Source organism: Streptomyces sp. NPDC057617, assembly GCF_042800555.1.
Taxonomy (GTDB): domain Bacteria; phylum Actinomycetota; class Actinomycetes; order Streptomycetales; family Streptomycetaceae; genus Streptomyces.
Window position 1 is genome coordinate 111,455 of record NZ_JBHVGV010000009.1, and the last position, 19,165, is coordinate 130,619.

15 protein-coding genes are annotated in these 19,165 nt (G+C 71.4%); 6 read left to right on the forward strand and 9 right to left on the reverse strand.

The genetic code is table 11. The features are described 5' to 3' along the window. Nucleotides 1-76: 76 nt before the first annotated feature. Entirely contained in the window at nucleotides 77-1,309 is a 1,233-nt protein-coding gene (locus tag ACFU9P_RS22715; protein ID WP_384083680.1) for an FAD-dependent oxidoreductase, read from the reverse strand. A gap of 253 nt (nucleotides 1,310-1,562) precedes the next feature. Here ACFU9P_RS22715 and ACFU9P_RS22720 point away from each other — a divergent pair, with 253 nt between their 5' ends. Beyond that, the gene (locus ACFU9P_RS22720) at nucleotides 1,563-3,542 is read left to right on the forward strand and encodes a DUF305 domain-containing protein (RefSeq protein ID WP_384083683.1); all 1,980 of its coding nucleotides are present in this window, start codon (nucleotides 1,563-1,565) and stop codon (nucleotides 3,540-3,542) included. Between the two features lie 74 nt (nucleotides 3,543-3,616). Here the strand turns inward: ACFU9P_RS22720 and ACFU9P_RS22725 are convergent, their stop codons facing one another. Beyond that, entirely contained in the window at nucleotides 3,617-4,822 is a 1,206-nt protein-coding gene (locus tag ACFU9P_RS22725; protein ID WP_384083686.1) for a glycosyltransferase, read from the reverse strand. A gap of 340 nt (nucleotides 4,823-5,162) precedes the next feature. On the opposite strand from ACFU9P_RS22725, the gene ACFU9P_RS22730 reads away from it, so the two are divergent. Both ACFU9P_RS22730 and ACFU9P_RS22735 read left to right on the forward strand, forming a co-directional pair. Beyond that, nucleotides 5,163-5,852, forward strand: coding sequence for a hypothetical protein (locus ACFU9P_RS22730; RefSeq protein ID WP_384083689.1), 690 nt, complete (start codon nucleotides 5,163-5,165; stop codon nucleotides 5,850-5,852). Between the two features lie 322 nt (nucleotides 5,853-6,174). Continuing rightward, nucleotides 6,175-7,593, forward strand: coding sequence for an MFS transporter (locus tag ACFU9P_RS22735; protein ID WP_376372577.1), 1,419 nt, complete (start codon nucleotides 6,175-6,177; stop codon nucleotides 7,591-7,593). 66 nt (nucleotides 7,594-7,659) lie between these two features. Here the strand turns inward: ACFU9P_RS22735 and ACFU9P_RS22740 are convergent, their stop codons facing one another. The 4 genes from ACFU9P_RS22740 to lnt form a co-directional block, all read right to left on the reverse strand. Next, nucleotides 7,660-9,552 carry a helix-turn-helix domain-containing protein gene (locus tag ACFU9P_RS22740; protein ID WP_384083692.1) on the reverse strand — a complete coding sequence of 631 codons (1,893 nt, stop codon included), beginning with the start codon at nucleotides 9,550-9,552 and terminating at the stop codon, nucleotides 7,660-7,662. A gap of 99 nt (nucleotides 9,553-9,651) precedes the next feature. Beyond that, nucleotides 9,652-10,539, reverse strand: a complete 888-nt coding sequence (locus ACFU9P_RS22745; protein ID WP_384083695.1) for a 3-hydroxybutyrate dehydrogenase — start codon at nucleotides 10,537-10,539, stop codon at nucleotides 9,652-9,654. Between the two features lie 55 nt (nucleotides 10,540-10,594). After that, entirely contained in the window at nucleotides 10,595-11,074 is a 480-nt protein-coding gene (locus ACFU9P_RS22750) for an NUDIX domain-containing protein (protein WP_376372584.1), read from the reverse strand. Between the two features lie 10 nt (nucleotides 11,075-11,084). Continuing rightward, the gene (gene lnt, locus ACFU9P_RS22755; RefSeq protein ID WP_384083698.1) at nucleotides 11,085-12,713 is read right to left on the reverse strand and encodes an apolipoprotein N-acyltransferase; all 1,629 of its coding nucleotides are present in this window, start codon (nucleotides 12,711-12,713) and stop codon (nucleotides 11,085-11,087) included. 286 nt (nucleotides 12,714-12,999) lie between these two features. Here lnt and ACFU9P_RS22760 point away from each other — a divergent pair, with 286 nt between their 5' ends. Further along, nucleotides 13,000-14,106 (forward strand): O-antigen ligase family protein, encoded by a 1,107-nt coding sequence (locus ACFU9P_RS22760; protein ID WP_384083701.1) that lies wholly within the window; start codon nucleotides 13,000-13,002, stop codon nucleotides 14,104-14,106. 73 nt (nucleotides 14,107-14,179) lie between these two features. Here the strand turns inward: ACFU9P_RS22760 and ACFU9P_RS22765 are convergent, their stop codons facing one another. Further along, nucleotides 14,180-14,740, reverse strand: a complete 561-nt coding sequence (locus tag ACFU9P_RS22765; protein WP_217310115.1) for a hypothetical protein — start codon at nucleotides 14,738-14,740, stop codon at nucleotides 14,180-14,182. A gap of 238 nt (nucleotides 14,741-14,978) precedes the next feature. Beyond that, nucleotides 14,979-15,830, reverse strand: a complete 852-nt coding sequence (locus ACFU9P_RS22770; protein ID WP_376372593.1) for a glutamate racemase — start codon at nucleotides 15,828-15,830, stop codon at nucleotides 14,979-14,981. Nucleotides 15,831-15,888: 58 nt separating this feature from the next. Between ACFU9P_RS22770 and ACFU9P_RS22775 the strand changes: the two genes are divergently transcribed. After that, complete coding sequence (locus tag ACFU9P_RS22775) at nucleotides 15,889-17,082, forward strand: glycosyltransferase (RefSeq protein ID WP_384083705.1); 1,194 nt, start codon at nucleotides 15,889-15,891, stop codon at nucleotides 17,080-17,082. 46 nt (nucleotides 17,083-17,128) lie between these two features. Here ACFU9P_RS22775 and ACFU9P_RS22780 read toward each other — a convergent pair whose 3' ends face one another. After that, nucleotides 17,129-18,415: a TerD family protein gene (locus tag ACFU9P_RS22780; protein ID WP_384083708.1), complete on the reverse strand. Its 1,287-nt coding sequence runs from the start codon at nucleotides 18,413-18,415 to the stop codon at nucleotides 17,129-17,131. 251 nt (nucleotides 18,416-18,666) lie between these two features. On the opposite strand from ACFU9P_RS22780, the gene ACFU9P_RS22785 reads away from it, so the two are divergent. Continuing rightward, a complete protein-coding gene (locus ACFU9P_RS22785) occupies nucleotides 18,667-19,155 on the forward strand; it encodes a DUF6643 family protein (RefSeq protein WP_376372602.1) in 489 nt (162 codons plus the stop codon). The last annotated feature ends 10 nt before the right edge of the window (nucleotides 19,156-19,165 follow it).

Below are 19,165 nucleotides of genomic sequence, written 5' to 3' on the forward strand. Positions count from 1 at the left end.
GACCCACCGCCGGCCTGCCGGGATCCCCCCCCACCCCCTCCCCCCCCCCCACCGCTGTACGGGTTCCGGCCCGCGCTCACCGAATCGACTCCCGCGGTGGGCGTTCGCGTACGGCGCCGTAGGCGAGGAAGTAGGCCGGGACGCGGCTCAGCCAGGGGGAGGTGGTGAGGAGTTCGGCCATCCGCTGGGCGCGGCGGGGGTTGCCGAAGGGCGAGTTTCCTGCCAGGACCGGTTCGATGACCCGGGCGTGGGCGGTCCGTTGGAGCGCCTGGGTCAGGGCCGCGGTGGGCCGGCGGCGGCGCTGTACGGCTCGTACGTCCCGCAGGCCGACCGTCCCCGCCCGCAGCGGCCCGACCAGATGACGGGCGGCGGCCACCGCGTCCTCGACCGCGAGGTTGATGCCGATGCCGAAGACCGGCGACATCGCGTGCGCCGCGTCCCCGATGCACAGCAGCCCCGGCCGGTGCCAGCGCCGGAGGCGGTCGAGCCGTACGTCCAGCAGCTTCACCTCGTCCCACGACCGCACCGTGTTCACCCGGTCCGCGAGCCAGGGGACGGCGGCCCCGAAGTCGGCCATGAAACGGTCGAGTCCGGCGGCGCGGCGGCGGGTGTCGGTGCCTTTGGGGATCAGCGTGGCGCACTGCCAGTAGTCCCCGCGGTCGATCAGGGCGGTGAGGAACCGGTCGCCGGCGCCTCCCACCAGTCCGTGCGGGTCGCCGTCCCGGCGCGGCAGCCGGAACCACCAGGCGTCCATCGGGCACGTGAAGCTCCGCAGCCCCAGTTCGGGCAGCGACCGCGCCAGCGAGCCCCGGCCGTCGCAGGCCACGGTCAGCGTGGCCCGCAGCTCACCGGTACGGCCGTCGGACGTGGCGTACCGCACCCCGCGGACCCGTCCGCGCTCCACCAGGAAGGACGTCGCCCCGGTGCTCATCCGCAGCGAGAAGGACGGCTCCCGACGGGCCTCGTCCGCCAGGAGGTTGAGCAGTTCCCACTGCGGCACCATCGCGATGTAGTTGTACGTGTTCCGGAGCGCGCCGATGTCTCCGACGGTGATCAGCGAACGGCCCGGGCCGATCGGAAGCTGGACCGTCGTCACCCGCCGCTGCGGCAGCCGGGCGAACCGCTCGGCCAGGCCCAGTTCGTCGAGCAGCGCCAGCGTGGACGGATGCACGGTGTCGCCACGGAAGTCGCGCAGGAAGTCGCCGTGCTTCTCCAGGACCGTGACCTCGACACCGGCCCGCGCCAGCAGCAGACCGAGGACCATTCCGGCGGGGCCGCCGCCCACCACACAGCATGTGGTCCGCTCCATGGCGTCCGCTCCTCACTGGAACATCTACGTACGTGACCGTGACGGATGCGGCCCCGCGTGCGGGCCGTTCACCCGTTTGCAAAGCCCGGCAGGACATCCATCCCTGGGCTGCCAAGACTGGGACTCACCGGCGGAGAGCCCTTCTCCTGCTCCTTCCCTTGTTCATCCCTTGTTCTTCCCTGTTTTCCGTACGTGGATCACGTGTTTTTCGGTACGTGGATCGCGTGCGCGTCGCCGGAAGAGGAGATGTCGGATGAGTGGATTCGCGTTTCGCCGGCTGGGTGCCTCCGCGGCAGCCGGATTCATCGCTTTGAGCCTGGTCTCGTGCGAGTCCCCCGGACGGGGGGCCGCCATCTCGGCGCACGCCCACCCGTCCCACGCGGGCGGCGCGCACGGACCGTTCACGCGGAAGATGGACGAGAGCATGAGAGCCATGGCCGAGGCCATGGCGGGCTCGCGCATGACCGGCGACCCCGATCACGACTTCGCGGCCCTGATGGTGCCGCACCACCAGAGTGCCGTCGAGATGGCGAAGGCGGTCCTGGAGCACGGGAAGGATCCTGTGCTGCGGCGGCTGGCCCAGGAGATCATCGTCACGCAGCAGCAGGAGATCGGCGTGCTGAAGGGCCGGATGGCCGCGGCGCCGCCGCCCCGCGGGAGCCCGGAGTCCGGCGAGCGAATACGCGGCAGTACGGGCGCGGGTACGAGCAGAGGTACGGCTACGGGTACGGGTACGGGTACGGGTACGGGCAGAGGTACAGGTACGGGCGCGGGTACGAGTGCAGGCAGGGGTACGGGTACGGACGCGGTCATCCCCGTATCCGGCCGCGACCGCGTCTACACCGCCGACCAGACGTCGAACACCGTCTCCGTGATCGACCCCGCCGCCAACCGGCTCCTGGGCGTGATCCGCCTCGGCGACCCCGTACCGGGAGCACTCAGCCCCCTGTACCGGGAGCAGCTCCTCGTCCACGGAATGGGTTTCTCGCCGGACCACAGGACCATCGCCGTCGTCTCCATCGGCTCCAACTCGGTCACCCTGATCGAGACGGCGACGAACAAGGTCAAGGGCGTTGTCTACGTGGGGCGTTCGCCGCACGAGACGTTCTTCACGCCGGACGGCCGCGAGCTGTGGGCGACCGTACGGGGCGAGGACTACGTATCGGTGATCGACCCCGTCCGCATGAAGGAGAAGCGCCGCGTCAGGACGGCGAACGGCCCCGGGATGGTGCTGTTCCGGCCGGACGGCAGATACGCCTTCGTCCCCTCCAGCTTCACCCCCGAGGTGGATGTGGTGGACACCCGGACGTACCGGGTCGTGGCGCGCGTACCGCAGGCCAGCCCCTTCTCGCCCAACCTGGCCGTGAGCAGGGACGGGACCGAGGTCTGGTTCACCCTCAAGGACTCCGGCAAGACGCAGGTGATGAGCGCCCGTCCGCCCTTCCGTATCCTCGCCACGCTCGACTCGGGACCGATCACCAACCACGTCACCCTGGTCGACAACGCCAAGGGCCACTTCGGTTATGTGACGGTGGGCGGGGAGAACGCCGTCAAGGTGTACCGCCGCGGCAAGGTGCCGAGCCTGGTCGCCACCATCCCCACCGGTGATCTGCCGCACGGCATCTGGGTGTCCGGCGACGGCACCAGGGTGTACGTCGGGCTGGAGAACCAGGACGCCGTCGCGGCCGTCGACACCCTCAAGAACCGGATCACCGCGACGATTCCGATCGGCCAGCAGCCGCAGCAGTTGCTGTACGTGCCGCGGGCCGTCCCCTCCGGTACGGGTACGGCCAATCTGATGCCCCTCGGAGTCGCCGGCATGGCCGGTCACCTCACCCTGAACGCGCCGAAGGGCAGCGGCGGGCGGGGGCACGCGACCGTCTCCGTGAACGCGCTCGGCGCGCTGGACCTCCTCCAGGTCGCGGCGACCGGGCTGGAACCGGGGAAGGACTACACGCTCCGGCTCACGGAGAACCGGACGGCGCCGTTCGGCCGTACGGAAGCACTCACCACGTTCACGACGAACGCGGCGGGTGCCCAGGTCAGCCAGGCGATCGGTCTGTTGCGGGAAGTGCTGACGCCGACGGACGCGGCAGGGCGGGGCGCCGCTCGTGAACGCTTCCTGATCATCACCCGGGCGGACAGCGATACGGCAGTGGCCATCCAGGAGAGCCGGGAGCCCATGCCGACGCCATCGAACGCGGCACCGGATCCGGCGCCGGCGGCGGGGTAGGGCCGGCCTCCCGTGCACCGTCCGCTCCTGTGTGGTGGGGTCCGTCCCAGGCCTGCGGGCCGGGACGGCCTCGCTCACCGGAGGGCGTCGAGCAGCAGGCCCGCGGCCACCGCCGCTCCGTCGGTGCGGATCTTGGCGCCCAGAGCCTTTGCCCGCGCCCGGGTCTCAGGTGTCAGAGCCGTCTTGAACGCGACGCTCAGGGACTCGACGGTCGGAGCCGGACCATCGAGTGCCGCGCCGATGTCCAGGTCCGCCACCTGGCCGGCCCAGTACGGGTTGTCCGCCAGTTGGAGAGCCACCACCACTTGCGGCACGCCCGCCCGGGCGGCCGTCACCGTCGTACCCGCGCCGCCGTGGTGCACCACGGCGGCCACTCTGCCGAACAGGCGCTGGTGGTTGACCTCGCCGATGGCGAAGCAGTCGTCCCGGTCGTCGATCAGGCCCAGGTCCGCCCAGCCGCGGGAGACCAGTACGCGGCGACCCTGTGCGCGGAGCGCCTCGATGACCCCGCGGGCGATGTCCGGCGACGGGCTCATGCTGCCGAAGCCCACGTAGACCGGCGGATCGCCCGCCTCCAGGAACGTCACCAGGTCGGCGGGGAGCGGCCGTTCGTCCGCCAGGGTCCACGCACCCGTCTGTATCACGTCGAGGCCCGGGGTCTCCCGCCACGGTCCCAGGACCGGGTCCGCCGCCAGCCACGGCCGGTCGGTGAGGACGTGGTCGCGGACGTTGTCCACCGGTGGCAGACCGATCGATGCCCGGTGGCCGTTGAGCGTCTCGCGAAATTGCGCGTTCACGTTGTGGGCGTCCAGCTCCCACAGCGTCCGATTGTCGTTCGCCTCCGGCTCCGGCCAGCCCGGCCGCGGTGGCGGCGCATGGTGCGGCGACGGCAGGTTGACCGCCGAATAGCTCACGTACACGTAGCGGATGCCCGCGGCCTCGGCCACGGACCGCGCGGCAATCTGCGCCAGGCCGGCCGCCACCAGCGCGTCACATCCGTCGGCCGCCGTGGGGAAGATGTCGAATTGTGCGTCAACCATCTCGGTCCGGTACCGGGACAGCTCCGCCGCCGACGGCAGAGCCGTGCCGCGCATCAATTCCCGTACCGGTGGCCCGACCGGCACCAGTTGCACCCCGAGACCTGCCAGCCGCTCCGCGAACTCCTCGTCCGGCGGGGCGCACATCCGTACCTCCACGCCGAGCGCCCGTAGCCGCACCGCGAGGGCCACCAGCGGTTCGACGTCGCCACGCGTCCCGTATGTGGACAACAGCACCCGCATTCCGCGTCCTCTTCCGCTCTGTCTTCCCATACGTTTCGGCCCGTGCCCGCCCAGGCTTCGAGCGGTCCTCGTCGACGGCGACGCGTCGGCCGTAGCGGGTGCGCGGCAGCAGTGTACGTGGCGTGGTACTGAACGCGGCGGTGATCCCGAACCCAAGGTGCCGGGGCCCGCGCACGACTTGCCCTCTCGCGTGGAGCCGTCCTCGGTGACTACGGTGAGCGCCGGCGTTCCTTCCAGGCCGACGGTACGGCGTCGGCCCCGGGCCGCCCGTACTCGGCAAGGCGCGCGAGGTTCCCGATCGTCAACACAACCTGAGAGCCACTGAATGCATCATTCGTCCGTGCCCGCCCCTGATGTTTCGGTCATCCTGCCCTGCGCCGGATTCGGAACGCGCTTCGGGGCGCCCTACTCGAAGGAGCTGCACTGTCTGGCTCCTGGGGTCACTGTGCTGGACCGGAGCCTGGAGGCCGTTGTCGAACTGGCCAAAAGCGGACTCAACGTGCGCCTGGTCGTCGTAATCAGGACACACAAGCTGGACACGGTGAGCTATCTCGCGCGCTACGCCGAGATCTTTCACATTGTCTTCGTCTACCAGGACGAGTCGTTCGAACCGGGGCTCGACGGGGCGATCCGGTCCGCCCTGCCGATAACACACGGGCCGGTGGCCCTTGTCCTGCCCGACATCGTTGTCACCGGCGCGGGCAGTGCCGGCAGTCTTCTCACCGCATTGCGACACATAGGGGTGGCGGGCTGGAGCGTAGTGGCCGCCGAAGAGCGGGATCCCGGCACGCTGCAGCAGATGGGTGCACTGGCCGTGGTCGAGCGGGGCGGCGTCGTCACAGTCGGGGCGGCCGCCGAGAAACCGGCGGATCCTTCGGGCTTCAACGCGTTCTGGGGCATGGTGGCAGCCACCGAGGAGGAAGCACACCGCCTACCTGACGTGGTGAACAAAGGGGCGGACAGCCCACTGGCCGGTGCGTTCGCTCTCATGGTGGAGCGAATCGTCAACTACAACACCGCCACGGGCTGACGCCCCAGGCGCCCGACCGCCACAAGACGTCCCCCACCACGCGTCATCATGACGGGAAAGGTATCCGTCTCCACAACGGCCGCAGGACCGTCGTACCGAGGCTGCGTGATCTCGTTGTCCCTCGTTCACCACCCGCCCGGCGCCGGGCGCCGCGACCATGGGCCGGATGAGGCCCCGGGGTGGCCACCGGGCCCGGCTCACATGGTGGTTGCGCGGATAGCTGTGGCCGGAACTATGGTGTCCCGCCACATGTGACGGTGACCTGGGCGTTTCTACGGTGTGGCGACACATACCGTCCCCATCCCGTCCGGAAGTGGTGACCATGGCTGCCTCGGCATCCGCTCCGCCAACGCCCCGCTCACTCAAGCGCATTGTCGCCGCGAGCCTTATCGGGACCACCATCGAGTGGTACGACTTCTTCTTGTACGGCTCGGCCGCCGCGCTCGTGTTCAACAAGCTCTTCTTTCCCGACTCCGATCCGCTCGTCGGGACGCTGCTGTCCTTTCTGACCTACGCGGTCGGATTCGCGGCACGGCCCGTCGGGGCGCTGGTCTTCGGGCATTTCGGGGACCGGGTGGGGCGGAAGAAGCTGCTCGTGCTCAGCCTGCTGATGATGGGGGGTGCGACCTTCGCCATCGGGCTGATGCCCACGCACGCCACCATCGGTACGGCCGCTCCCGTGCTGCTGACCGTGCTGCGGCTGGTCCAGGGGTTCGCGCTCGGTGGTGAGTGGGGCGGGGCCGTGCTGCTGGTGTCGGAGCACGGGGACGCGAAGCGGCGAGGGTTCTGGGCTTCGTGGCCGCAGACCGGCGCGCCGGCCGGGCAGTTGCTCGCGACCGGGGTGCTCTCGGCGCTCACCGCGCTGCTCTCGGACGCCGCCTTCACCTCGTGGGGCTGGCGCATACCGTTCCTGCTCTCCGGTGTGCTGGTACTGGTCGGGCTCTGGATCCGGCTCTCCGTCGACGAATCGCCCGTCTTCAAGGCGGCGCTGGCCCAGGCCGAGCAGCGCAAGTCGGCAGCCGGGGCCGAGAAGATGCCGGTCGTCGCGGTCCTGCGGCACCACTGGCGCGACGTTCTGGTGGCGATGGGCGCGCGCATGGCGGAGAACATCAGCTACTACGTGATCACCGCCTTCATCCTGGTGTACGCGACGACCGCGGCCGAGGTGAGCAAGCAGACCGCGCTCAACGCCGTACTCATCGGCTCCGCCGTGCACTTCGCGGTGATCCCCGCCTGGGGCGCGCTGTCGGACCGGATCGGCCGACGGCCGGTCTATGTGATCGGCGCGGTCGGTGTCGGGGCCTGGATGTTCCCGTTCTTCGCGCTGATCGACACCGCGAGCTTCGGCAATCTGCTGGTGGCCGTGACGGTCGGGCTGGTGCTCCACGGGGCGATGTACGCGCCGCAGGCGGCGTTCTTCTCGGAGATGTTCGCGACCCGGATGCGCTACTCGGGGGCCTCGATCGGCGCGCAGTTCGCCTCGGTGGCCGCCGGCGCGCCCGCGCCGCTCATCGCTACGGCGCTGCTCGCCGACTACGACAGCTCGACGCCGATCGCCCTCTATGTCATCGCCGCCGCGCTGATCACCGTCGTGGCGATCGCCTGCGCCCGGGAGACCCGGAACCGGGATCTCGCGGACGTCGAGGCCGGACCGGAGTCCTCGAAGGTGCCGGCGCCGCGCGGCGCCGGAGCCGACGCCGACGCCGGAACCGCGGCTCCCCTCCGTACCCCGCGCGCCTGACCCCTCAGGCGCGTACGGGACGGGCCGGCCATCTCCGCCGCTGCCGCTGTCGTGTGGGGGTACCACTCACCGCACGACAGCGGCGGCCATCGCGTGCAGCCGCAGCGCGAGCTGGATCTCCAGGGCCCGGGCCGGTGACTGCCAGTCGGGTCCGAGCAGCCGGCCGACCCGTTCCAGCCGCTGGGCCACGGTGTTGACGTGGACGTGCAGCTCGTCCTTCGTACGGGCCGGGCTCATCCCGGACTCGAAGTAGGCCCCCAGGGTGCGGACCAGGTCCGTACCGCGGCGCCGGTCGTAGGCGACGAGGTCGCCGATGGTGCGCTGGACGAAGCCCTCGATGTCCCGGGTGTCGGCGAGCAGCAGTCCGAGGAAGCCCAGATCCTGGGCTGCCGCGCCGTCGCCGGAGCGGCCGAGCAGCCGCAGCGCGTCAAGGCAGCGTCTGGCCTCCGCGTACGCCTCCGCTATCGCCCCGGGCCGGGCCGCGGGCGCCTCGACGACGGCGGAGGCACCGATGGTGACGGGCTCGCGCAGCGCGCCGCCGAGCTGTCTGGCCGTACGACGGGCGAGTCCGGCGGCCGTGTCGCCGGGGGCGAGCGGCAGCAGCAGGACCGTGCCCCCGTCACGGGTGGCGGCCAGTCCCTGTCCGGTGGCGGCGAGATGGGACGCGGCGGACCAGAGCCGGCGCCGGTCCGCCGTCTCGCGTTCCGTGGTGTCGGGGGCCGGGCCGTCGATCCTGGCGGCCAGCACCACATGCGGGGCGTCGAGATCGGCACCGAGCCGGACGGCTCGCTCGCGCAGCAGCCGCGGGTCCCGGTCGGGGGCGTCGAGCAGGTCGTCCAACAGCTCGCCCCGCACCCGCTGTTCGGCCTCGCCCGCGGAGCGGCGCGCGAGGAGCAGCAGTGAGGTGACCATGGCGGCCCGCTCAAGGGTCCGCTGGTCGACGGGGTCGAGCCCGGGATGGCCGCGCAGGACGAGCGCGCCGAGCAGCTCACCGCCGGCCGAGACGGCCGCACCCCACACCTCGCCATGGCATTTGGCGCGGCCGTCGGTCCCGGTCAGCTCCAGCGCCGTCACCGAGGCCGAGCCGGGGCCCGCGAACTCCACTGTGCCGTCCAGCACTTCGGACAGCGCGCTCGCCACGTCATGGACCCCGCCGCCGCGCAGCACGAGTTCGGTGAGCCGGTCGTGCACATCCGAGGCGCGCTCGATGACCGCGCTGTGCTCCTTGATGATCTCGTTGGCCTTCTCCAGCTCCGCGAGCGCCGTACGGGTCTCCCCCAGCAGATTCGCGGTGTCGATGGCGACCGCGGCATGCGCGGCGAACGAGCCGAGCAGCGCTATCTGTTCACGCTCGAAGACCCGGGCATGGCGGTCGGCGGCGAAGAGCACCCCGATGACCTGGCTGCCCAGCATCAGCGGCACACCGAGGATGGCGACCAGCCCCTCGTCCCGTACACCCGAGTCGATGGCGCTGGTGTGCTGGAAGCGGGGATCGTCGAAATAGCTGTCGGTGACATAAGGGCGCGCGGTCTGGGCGACCAGCCCGCCGAGCCCCTCGCCCATGCCGAGCCTGAGCTGCTGGAAGCGGGCGGAGACCGAACCGTCCGTGACCCGCATATAAGTGTCGCCCTCGTCCGGGTCGTTGAGACACAGATACGCGACCTCCGTGCCCAGCAGGGAGCGGGCGCGCTGCACGATCGCACGGAGCACGGCGTCGAGATCGCGCAGCCCGGCCAGGTCGTGCGCGGTCTCGAAGAGTGCCGACAGCTCGGCCTCCCGGCGGCGCCGCTCCGCCAGCTCGGCCCGCACGCGCAGGGCGAGCTGCTTGGCGTGCTCCAGCGCGGCGAGCGTCTCCGCCTCCGCGCCGTCGGCACGGGCGAGCAGCGCGGGCCGGTCGTATGCCTCCGCCGCGGCGCCACGCGCGAGGAGTTCCAGGTAGGAAGCCTGTTCTTGGGACATGGACACAGGATTACCCGTCGTACGGCCGGCCGCGCCAGCCCTGTGGACAACGCAAGCGATGTGGAGAACCCGGCCGCCCGAAAGGATCGGTCGGCAGGCTCAGTGCGCGGTCCAGCCGCCATCGAGGGCGAGCGAGGTGCCCGTGATGAAGGACGCCTGCGGGGTACAGAGATAGGCGACCGCCTCGGCGACCTCGTCCGGTTCCAGAAGCCGCTTGAGCGCGGAGTCCTGGAGCAGTACGTCGGCCAGGACCCGTTCCTCCGGGATGTGATGGGTCTCGGCCTGGTCCGCGATCTGCTTCTCGACCAGTGGTGTCCGCACATATCCGGGGTTGACGCAGTTGGAGGTGACCCCGTGCGGCGCCCCTTCCAGCGCCGCGGTCTTGGAGAGACCTTCGAGACCATGTTTGGCGGCCACATAGGCGGACTTGAAGGCCGAGGCGCGCAGCCCGTGTACCGAGGACACATTGATGATCCGGCCCCACCCCTGACCGTACATGTGGGGCAGCGCGCCACGGATCAGCCGGAAGGGGGCCTCCAGCATGACGGTCAGGACGGTGTGGAAGACCTCGACCGGGAAGTCCTCGATGGGGCGCACCAGTTGCAGTCCGGCGTTGTTGACGAGGACGTCCGTGCCCGCCGCGGCCCGCTCCGCCGCGTCGAGGTCGGTCAGATCGAGGACGCTCGGTTCGACGGTGCCGACCAGCCCTTTGGCGTCCTTGACCAGGCCGTCGAGCCCTTCGCCGTCCCGGTCCACGGCTCTGACCCGGGCTCCGGCCGCCGCGAGCCGCAGCGCGCAGGCCCGGCCGATCCCGCTCGCGGCCCCGGTCACCAGGGCGACACAGCCGCCCAGGTCGAGCGCGACAGGAGCGGACGGAGCGGTGGCCGGGGAGGAAGAGGAAACGGAAGCGGGTCCCCCGCCGGAGGCCTCCGCGGCAGCGGACCCGGACGGACGAGAAACGGGACCTGATGTGGTGGGCGCGGTCATATTCCGCACCCTAAGCAGCGCCCAAGCCCCGACCGATGTGGTCAGCGCCCACACTTCACCAGGAAGGCATGGGTTCGAACCATGTGGGTGCATCGGTCAGCGCCTGCTTGATCCGCAGCAGCGCGAAGTCCGCCAGCTCCGGCAGCCCGTCCACCGGGAACCATCCGACCTCCAGGGACTCGTCGTCATTGACCCGCGCCTCACCGCCGACCGCCCGGCAGCGGAAGGTGATGTCCATGTACTGGCACACGTCGCCGTTGGGATAGGTGACCGGCTTGAGCGTCTGGACGAGTACGACCCGCTCCGCCACACACCGCACGGCGGTCTCCTCGTACACCTCGCGCACCGCCGCGCCCGCGGGCTGCTCCCCCGGCTCCGGGATCCCGCCGATGATCGACCACCGCCCGGTGTCGGCGCGGCGCCCGAGCAGCACGCGCCCGTCGTCGTCGAAGACGATCGCGCTGACACCGGGCAGCAGAAGGAGCTGGTGGCCCGCGGTGGCGCGGATCTCTCGGATGAAGTCAGGGGTTCCCATGCCCCCGACCCTAACGGGCGTCCGCCGACTGCCTTCCGGCTCGCGCGGAGCCGCGTACCGAACGGGCCGTTGCCCAGCCGAGCCCGCCCAGTGCCAGGGCCGCCAGCAGCCCCTCGGGCAGCGTCCCGAGCCGGGTCGCGGGCGTCAGCGAGGAGCGGAGCGGGACCTTCGCGACCAGCGCGTCCGGGGTGAACATCCCCGACTTCTGGGTGATCGTCCCGTCCGGCTGGATGATCGCGCTGACCCCGCTGGTGACGGGCACGACCACGGTCCTGCTGTGCTCGACCGCCCGCACCCGCGACATCGCGAGCTGCTGATAGGTCATCTCGCTGCGGTCGAAGGTCGCGTTGTTGCTGGGTACGGAGATGAGCTGCGCGCCGTTCGTGACGGTGTCCCGTACCGCCCAGTCGAAGGCCGCCTCGTAACACGTGGCGAGCCCGACCTGAGTGCCCGCGAGGTCGAAGACGCCCGGCTCGCTCCCCCGCCCGAAGTCCCGGCGCACCATGTCCGCGTACCCGGGGCTGATCATCCGTACGAGGGAACGAAGTGGCAGATACTCGCCGAAGGGCTGGATCTGCCGCTTGTCATAGGTGGCGGTGGGGCCGCGCTCCGGGTCCCACAGGATCTGGGTGTTGCGCAGCGGTCCGGTGTCCGGGGTGACGACGGCGCCGACGGAGATCGGTACGCCGATCGCCTTCGCGGCCTGATCGATCACGGCCCGTGCGTCGGGGTTGCGGTAGGGGTCGATGTCGGAGGAGTTCTCCGGCCACAGGACGAAGTCGGGCTGCGGCTCCTTGCCGGACTTCACATCGGCGGCGAGCTGGAGGGTCCTGCGGACATGGTTGTCGAGTACGGCGCGGCGCTGGGCGTTGAATTCGAGGCCCGCCCGGGGCACATTGCCCTGGATCGCGGCAACGGTCGCGGTGCCGTCCTCGGCGGAGTCGTCCACCAGCGGCAGGGCGGCGAGCGCCGCCGCGACCGGTACGAGGACGGCGAGGGCCGCGACGGACGCGGCCCGGCGCGGGAACGTTCCGGCCGTACGGTACGCGAGGACCTGCCGCACCACCTCGTACAGGCCGAAGCCGCACAGGACGACGGCGAAACCGAGCACCGGAGTGCCGCCGACCGCGGCGAGCGGCAGGAAGACACTGTCGGCCTGGCCGAAGGCGATCTTGCCCCAGGGGAAGCCGCCGAAGGGCACCCGGGCCCGGACCGCCTCTCCCAGGATCCACACCGCCGCGGCCCACACCGGCCACACCGGCAGCCGCGACACGGCCGCGATCCCCATACCGGTGAAGGCGATGAAGAGTGCCTCGATCGCGACCAGCGCGAGCCATGGTCCCGGGCCGACCTCGGCGCCCGTCCAGACCAGGAGCGGCAGCAGAAAACCCAGGCCGGCCAGATAGCCGAGACCGAACGCGGCGCGCAGCCGGCGGCCGTACAGGCTCCAGCCCAGCAGGGCGAAGCCGGGCAGGGCCAGCCACCACAGGGTGCGGGGCGGGAAGCTCGCGTACAGCATGACGCCGGACAGCGCGGCGGCGCCCGGCCGGATGAGCCGTCGCGGCAGCGCGGACAGTCCCCGGCCGGCCGGGGCCGGGGCGGACGGGGTCGGCTCGGCGGAGGTGATGGTGGCGCTCACCCGGCGGAGTCTACGGTGGGCCGCCGTCGCGGGAAGCACAGGCGTATGTACGACCGGTTCGTACGACAAGCGCCCATGACCGACCCGTACACCCGAGCCATGACCACACCCGAGCCAACCTCGTCGTCGTGACGGTCGGCGCATGCGCTCGACACGTACGGTGGCGTTCCTTCGCAATCCCTCCACACATCGCCACCACTGCCGTTAGCGTGTGCGCCAGTCCTTGTCGCATGGCCGGATCCGGACGGTCGTGGACGGGGCCCGTCAGAGGTCGGGGGGCGACGGGATGACCGCACCGGCGGAACCGCCGTTGGAACGATCAGTCGTACGCGAACGCGGCAGCGCTCCCGATGTCCTCGGCGCCGCGGTCCTCGGCGGCTGCGCGGTGTGGGCGCTGATCAGCGCGGCGGGGAACGGCGGCAGGCCCGAGGGCGTCCTGCTCGCGGTGCTCGCCGTCACGGCCGGTTACGCCTGCGGCCGGATCAGCGGGTCCCTCGTACCGGTCGCGACTGCCTCCGTGACGGCGGTCGCCGGACTCGCGGCGGCGATCGCATCAGGCCAGGAGGGGTTCGGCATGGCCCTTTCCGTGGGCACACCGCCCGGGGACACGGGCGCGGTCGCCGGGCTGCTGGTGCTCGCGGCCGGAGCGGCCTGCTGCGCGGCGACGGCGGCCCGGCTCCCGGCCGTACGGCCGGCGCTGTGGCTGCTCGCGCTGACGATCACGGGGGCCGCGCTGCTCTTCGGGTCGATCGCGGGGTTCATCGCGGTGCTCGGGGTGGTGCTGTGCTCGCTGGCGGCGGCCAGAGTGCGACGGCGGGCGGGCGGTCTCGCCGGGCTGGCGCTGGTCACGGCGCTGGTGGTGGGCGCGTCCTGGGCGGTGGCCGAGCAGGCCCTGCCCGAGGGGCTCTCGGTCTCGCTGGAAGGCCAGCTCACGCAGTACCGGGTGGCGCTGTGGCAGGACGCGGCCGAGCTGGCGAAGGAGCATCCGCTGCTGGGTTCGGGTCCTGACCGCTTCGGCGATCTCAGTCCGACCGCGACGCGCTCGCTGGACAGTGACGGCACTCCGCACTCGGCGCCGCTCCAGCAGGCGGCGGAGCAGGGCGTCGTGGGGGTCGTGCTGCTGGGCGCGGTGTACGGCTGGCTGATGTACGGGCTGGCCCGCTCGGCGTGCTCGACGCCGGTGACCCTCACGGCCGGGGCGGCGCTGACGGCGCTCGCCGCCGTGGCGAGCGTGGGCAACGCGCTGAGCTTCACGTCGGTGACGGCGGGCGCGGGCCTGCTGGCGGGCCTGGCCACGGCACGGCCGGAGATAAAACCCGGCGCCGGCCCCGACCACGGCGGCCCCGGCTCCGACGACCCCGGCCCCGATCCCGCCCGTACGGCACCGGCCTGACACGGACGCCGCGATCTGAGGTCGCGATCAGACGCCGCGATGAGCGGACGGCGTAAGTAGGACGAGCCAGGTCTCAGATACCCGCCGCGTTCGGCTTCGGCGCGAGCTGCAGACGGCTGCGGATGAACCGTACCGCCGACTCGGCGTCGTCCACCGTCACCGTGAAGATCCTGCCGTCGCCCAGCTTGAGCACCAGGGCCTCGCCCCGGCGCACCACCACCGCCGTACCCCTCTCGGGCCGCCAGCGGTATCCCCAGCCGCCCCACTGGCGCGGAGTGACCCGCGGCTCGAAGTCGGCGTCCACGACATGGGCGAGCAGAATGCGGCGGCGCGGCAGTCCCATATGTCCGCAGCGCACTTCCAGGCAGTCGCCCTCGACCCGGACCGCGACATGGACGAACGCCAGCGTCCCGAACAGGACGAGCAGTCCCGCCGTCACACAGCCGACGACCGCCATCAGCAGCGCGGCGAAGCCGGAGGACCAGGAGAATTCCACGGCCAGCAGAACACCGAGCGCGATGCACGCGGCGCCCGCGGCGGCGAGGAGCCACTGCACACGGTTGGTGGCGCGGCCCGTCCAGGTGTCGGGCAAGGGCTCAGCGGCGTCGCCCTCATGCCGGGGATGCTCCCTCATGTCTTGCAGACTACCCAGGTTCCGCCGGGCCGGTAGCCCCCCGGCGAGCTGATGCCGCGTTACCCCAGGGGCACTTACGGCCGGCTCCCCGCGTACTCCGAACGAGGCGGCCGGTGCGTCCCGTCTGCCCTCCGCTCGCCGCCGCGCGTCTTCGGTACGGTCGCGGCGGGCGTCCAGCAGGCGCTCCGGACGTACTCCGGACGCGCCTGTGAAGATGCTCCGTTCAGGTCAGCCCGGGTCAGCGCACCTGGCTGACGGCGGCGAGGAGCCGCCCTTCCGGGTAGGCGAGCGCGGGCTCGGGCAGTACGCCCTCCCGTCCGCTGAGCAGTACGGTGAGCCGCCCGCCGGACGGACCCGCCCCGGGATCCCGCGCCGGCCCTCCCGACGTGACTGATGTCACCGTCCCCGGCCCGCCGCCCGCACCGCCGGCGACAACCGGTCCGACCCTGCGCAGCGCCTGTGCCGCGACCGCGTCCGCCGAGCCGTACAGGACGACCGCGGGCAGCCCCGGCCGCTGGAGGGCCGTACGAATACGTTCCTCGACCAGTTCGTAATGGGTGCAGCCCAGGACGACGGCCCTTACATCGCGCGGTGTGAGCGCCGCCGCCGCGGCCACCGCTCGGTCGATCGCCGCCTCGTCGGCGGCGTCCACCGCGTCCGCCAGCCCCGGGCAGGGCACCTCGGTGACGTCCACCGCCGGGGCGAAGTCACGGATCAGACCGTGCTGGTACGGGCTGCCGGTGGTGGCCGGGGTGGCCCAGATCGCGAGAGGCCCGCCGCCGGCCGCGGCCGGCTTGATCGCCGGGACCGTACCGATGACCGGCAGCCCCGGCTCCAGTTCGGCGCGGAGCGTCGGCAGGGCGTGTACGGAGGCGGTGTTGCACGCCACGATCAGCGCGTCGGGCCGGTGCTCCGCGGCGGCGCGGGCGACGGCGAGGGCCCGCTCGGTGACATCCTCCGGCGAGCGCGGACCCCAGGGCATGCCGTCGGGGTCGCAGGAGATGACGAGATCTGCCTCGGGGCACCGTCTGCGTACGGCGTCGGCCGCCGCGAGCAGGCCGATGCCCGAGTCCATGAGCGCGATCTTCACTCGGTCACCATAGTCGACCGCGTGTGCGGTCCCGGCGATGTGGGGCAGACTGCGGCGGGTGAGTGCCGTTGCCTGGATCGCCATGGGTTCGCTGGCCGCGTGGGGCTGGCTGTTGCTGGGTCAGGGGTTCTTCTGGCGTACGGATCAGCGACTCCCGGCGCACGAGGAGTACCACGTACCCGAGGACCCCGCTGCCTGCTGGCCGTCCGTCGCCGTCGTCGTACCGGCCAGGGACGAGGCGGCGGTGCTGCCCGCGAGCCTGCCGTCCCTGCTGGCGCAGGCCTATCCCGGCGAGGCCGAGGTCTTCCTGATAGACGACGGGAGCGAGGACGGTACGGGCACGCTGGCCCGCGAACTGTCCGCACGGTACGGCGGACTGCCGCTGACCGTCGCCTCGCCCGGCGAACCCGAGCCCGGCTGGACGGGCAAACTGTGGGCGCTGCGCCACGGCATCGCGCTGGCCCGCGCGCACGACCCCGAGTATCTGCTGCTGACGGACGCCGACATCGCCCATGAGCCGGACAGCCTGCGGGAGCTGGTGGCCGCCGCCCGCGCGCATGAACTCGATCTGGTCTCGCAGATGGCGCGGCTGCGGGTGGTGAGCCTGTGGGAGAAGCTCGTCGTACCGGCGTTCGTCTACTTCTTCGCGCAGCTCTATCCGTTCCGCTGGATCAACCGTCCCGGCGGGCGTACGGCCGCGGCGGCCGGCGGCTGTGTCCTCCTCCGTACGGAGGCCGCCGTGCGCGCGCGGATTCCCGAGTCGATCCATCAGGCCGTGATCGACGATGTGTCACTGGCGCGCGCGGTACGGCGCGATGGCGGCCGGATCTGGCTCGGGCTCGCGGAACGGGTGGACAGTGTGCGTCCGTATCCGCGGCTGGCGGACCTCTGGCGGATGATCTCGCGCAGCGCCTACGCGCAGCTCAGGCACAATCCGCTGGTGCTCGCCGGTACGGTGGCGGGGCTCGCGGTGATCTATCTGGCGCCGCCGGTCGCGGTGGGCGTGGGGGTGTCCGCCGGGGACACGGCCGCGGGGTGGCTGGGGTTCGCCGCGTGGGCGGTGATGACGGGGACGTACATCCCCATGCTGCGGTACTACCGGCAGACGCTCGCGCTGGCTCCGCTCCTGCCGTTGACGGCGTCGCTCTATCTGCTGATGACGGTCGACTCCGCCGTACAGCACTACCGGGGCCGCGGCGCGGCCTGGAAGGGGCGTACGTACACCCGCCCCCAGGCCGCACCGGACCGCTGACGCCACCGGACCGCAGGCGGCGGTGTCCGGGCCGCAGGCGCGCGGATCACTTCCTGCCAGGCGTCCAGTTCATGCCCCAGCCATAGGCGTAATCGATGGTCCGCTGCGGACTCACGCCGCGTTCCGGTACGAGAAAGCGCGCTTCGCGCTGGACGACGAGGTCCGAGCCGGTATTGGTGATCAGCGCGAGTGAGCAGACCGTCGAGGGCACGGTGCATTCGCCGAGTGAGAAGTCGATCGGCGCTCCGTGCTGCGGCTGGAGAGTCACCGTCGCGTCGAGATCCGCGAAACTGCGGGCCCCTTCATAGATCGTCACGAAGATGACGATCCTGCGCAGCCGGTCCTTGTGGTCGAGGTTGATGGTGAGGTTCTCACCACTGGCGGAGCCGCCGGTGCGGTCGTCGCCGTCGAGATGGATGTACGGCGGCTGGTTGAGCGCGCCGAAGGCATTGCCGAGCGCCTGGACGACGCCTTTGCGGCCGTCGCTGAGTTCATAGAGTGCGCACAGGTCGAGATCGAGATCACCGTGCATGGCGACGGCCCGGCCGAGTTTGGCGCCCCAGCCCTTGAACTGTTTGCGCACCTGCCAGTTGAGGTTCACGCGCATCGCGCCGGAACTGCCGCCCTGCTTGGCGAGGGAGACGGTCGGGGCCTCCTTGGTCAGGGTGACTTTGCTGAGCCGTACGGGCGCCGGGGCGGGCGCAGGAGCGGGCGCGGGTGCCGGAGGAGCCGGCGGTGCGGCCGTACGGGCGGGCGCGGGCCGTGCGGTACGAACGGGCGCGGCCGGCGCGGGCGCCGCGCTCTGCTGCGGTTCGTCGACCGAGATTCCGAAATCCCTTGCCAGGCCGGCGAGTCCGCTGTCGTACCCCTGCCCCACCGCGCGGAACTTCCAGCTCCCCTGCCGCCGGTACAGCTCGCCGAGGACGAACGCCGTCTCGACGGTCGCGTCCTGGCTGTCGTACCGCGCGATCTCGGTACCCGCCGCGGCGTCCAGCACCCGTACATGGAGCCCCGGCACCCGGCCGAAGCTGCCGCCGTCGGCCGACGCGGCCAGCACGATCCGCTCGACGGTGGGCTCCACACGCGCGAGATCGACCGTGACGGTGTCGGTGACACCGGCTCCCGCGGTCTTCTTGTTCTCGTGGCGTACGGCGCCCGAGGCGTGCTCCGGCTGGTTGTAGAAGACGAAGTCCGCGTCGGAGCGGACCTTCCCTGAGACGAGCAGGAGCGCGGACGCGTCCACGTCCGGTACGCCGGGTCCTGAACGCCATCCCAATTCGACCCGGACGGCAGGTACCGGTACCGGAAGATTGGCTCCCTTAAGCATGGACATGCTCGCCCCCATCGCGAGTCGGGTTGTCCGAAGATTTTGTGCGGCCAAACCTAATGGCAGGAACGCGGTTCGGACCCCGCGAGACCCGCCGTAACCCCCCGCTAGCTTGCCCTTTACACGATCCGAACACTGCCGGACGACCGTTTTTCCCAAGTTCGCTCGCATTGGGGATCCGAAGCCACCCACAGCTCCCGAAACAACCCCCTTATCCGACTCCCCAACCGGCACATCGTGGGCTTAACTTATGTTCCATGACCTCCCCCCGCGCCACCTACGGCGGCGGTTACTACACCGCGCCGTCGTTCCCGGACACCCCTATCTACGACTCCTTGGTCGCGGAGCGGGGCACGCCTCAGATCGCCCCGATCAGAGTGCCTTCGGCCTACGACACGGGCAACAGCTATCTGCCGGCTCTGCCCTCCGCGCTGCCCGCCCTCCCCGCGGGTCCTTCCGCCCAGCCCGCCGCCCCCTCGTACGGCGGCGGCTACCAGCAGCAGCCCATGCCGCAGCCCATGCCGCTGCAGCACGCGCCCGCGCCGTACATCCCGCAGCAGGCGCCGCCACGCGGTTACCCGGCCGCCCAGCCGCAGCAGCCCCAGCCACCGCGGCAGCCGCAGCGCCCGATGCCCGCCACGGGGTACGAGGCGATGCGTCCGGCGCAGGCTCCGCGCCCGGCGCCCGCGCCGCCCACACAGTACGACGATCCATACAACAGGCCGTACCAGCCGCGGGGGTACTGACCGCGCGAAA

Bases quoted from the DNA above. Each gene is read 5' to 3' on its own strand.
- ACFU9P_RS22715 (WP_384083680.1), bottom strand. From the start codon at position 1,309: ATGGAGCGGACCACATGCTGTGTGGTGGGCGGCGGCCCCGCCGGAATG.
- ACFU9P_RS22720 (WP_384083683.1), top strand. From the start codon at position 1,563: ATGAGTGGATTCGCGTTTCGCCGGCTGGGTGCCTCCGCGGCAGCCGGA.
- ACFU9P_RS22725 (WP_384083686.1), bottom strand. From the start codon at position 4,822: ATGCGGGTGCTGTTGTCCACATACGGGACGCGTGGCGACGTCGAACCG.
- ACFU9P_RS22735 (WP_376372577.1), top strand. From the start codon at position 6,175: ATGGCTGCCTCGGCATCCGCTCCGCCAACGCCCCGCTCACTCAAGCGC.
- ACFU9P_RS22740 (WP_384083692.1), bottom strand. From the start codon at position 9,552: ATGTCCCAAGAACAGGCTTCCTACCTGGAACTCCTCGCGCGTGGCGCC.
- ACFU9P_RS22745 (WP_384083695.1), bottom strand. From the start codon at position 10,539: ATGACCGCGCCCACCACATCAGGTCCCGTTTCTCGTCCGTCCGGGTCC.
- ACFU9P_RS22750 (WP_376372584.1), bottom strand. From the start codon at position 11,074: ATGGGAACCCCTGACTTCATCCGAGAGATCCGCGCCACCGCGGGCCAC.
- ACFU9P_RS22760 (WP_384083701.1), top strand. From the start codon at position 13,000: ATGACCGCACCGGCGGAACCGCCGTTGGAACGATCAGTCGTACGCGAA.
- ACFU9P_RS22765 (WP_217310115.1), bottom strand. From the start codon at position 14,740: ATGAGGGAGCATCCCCGGCATGAGGGCGACGCCGCTGAGCCCTTGCCC.
- ACFU9P_RS22780 (WP_384083708.1), bottom strand. From the start codon at position 18,415: ATGTCCATGCTTAAGGGAGCCAATCTTCCGGTACCGGTACCTGCCGTC.
- ACFU9P_RS22785 (WP_376372602.1), top strand. From the start codon at position 18,667: ATGACCTCCCCCCGCGCCACCTACGGCGGCGGTTACTACACCGCGCCG.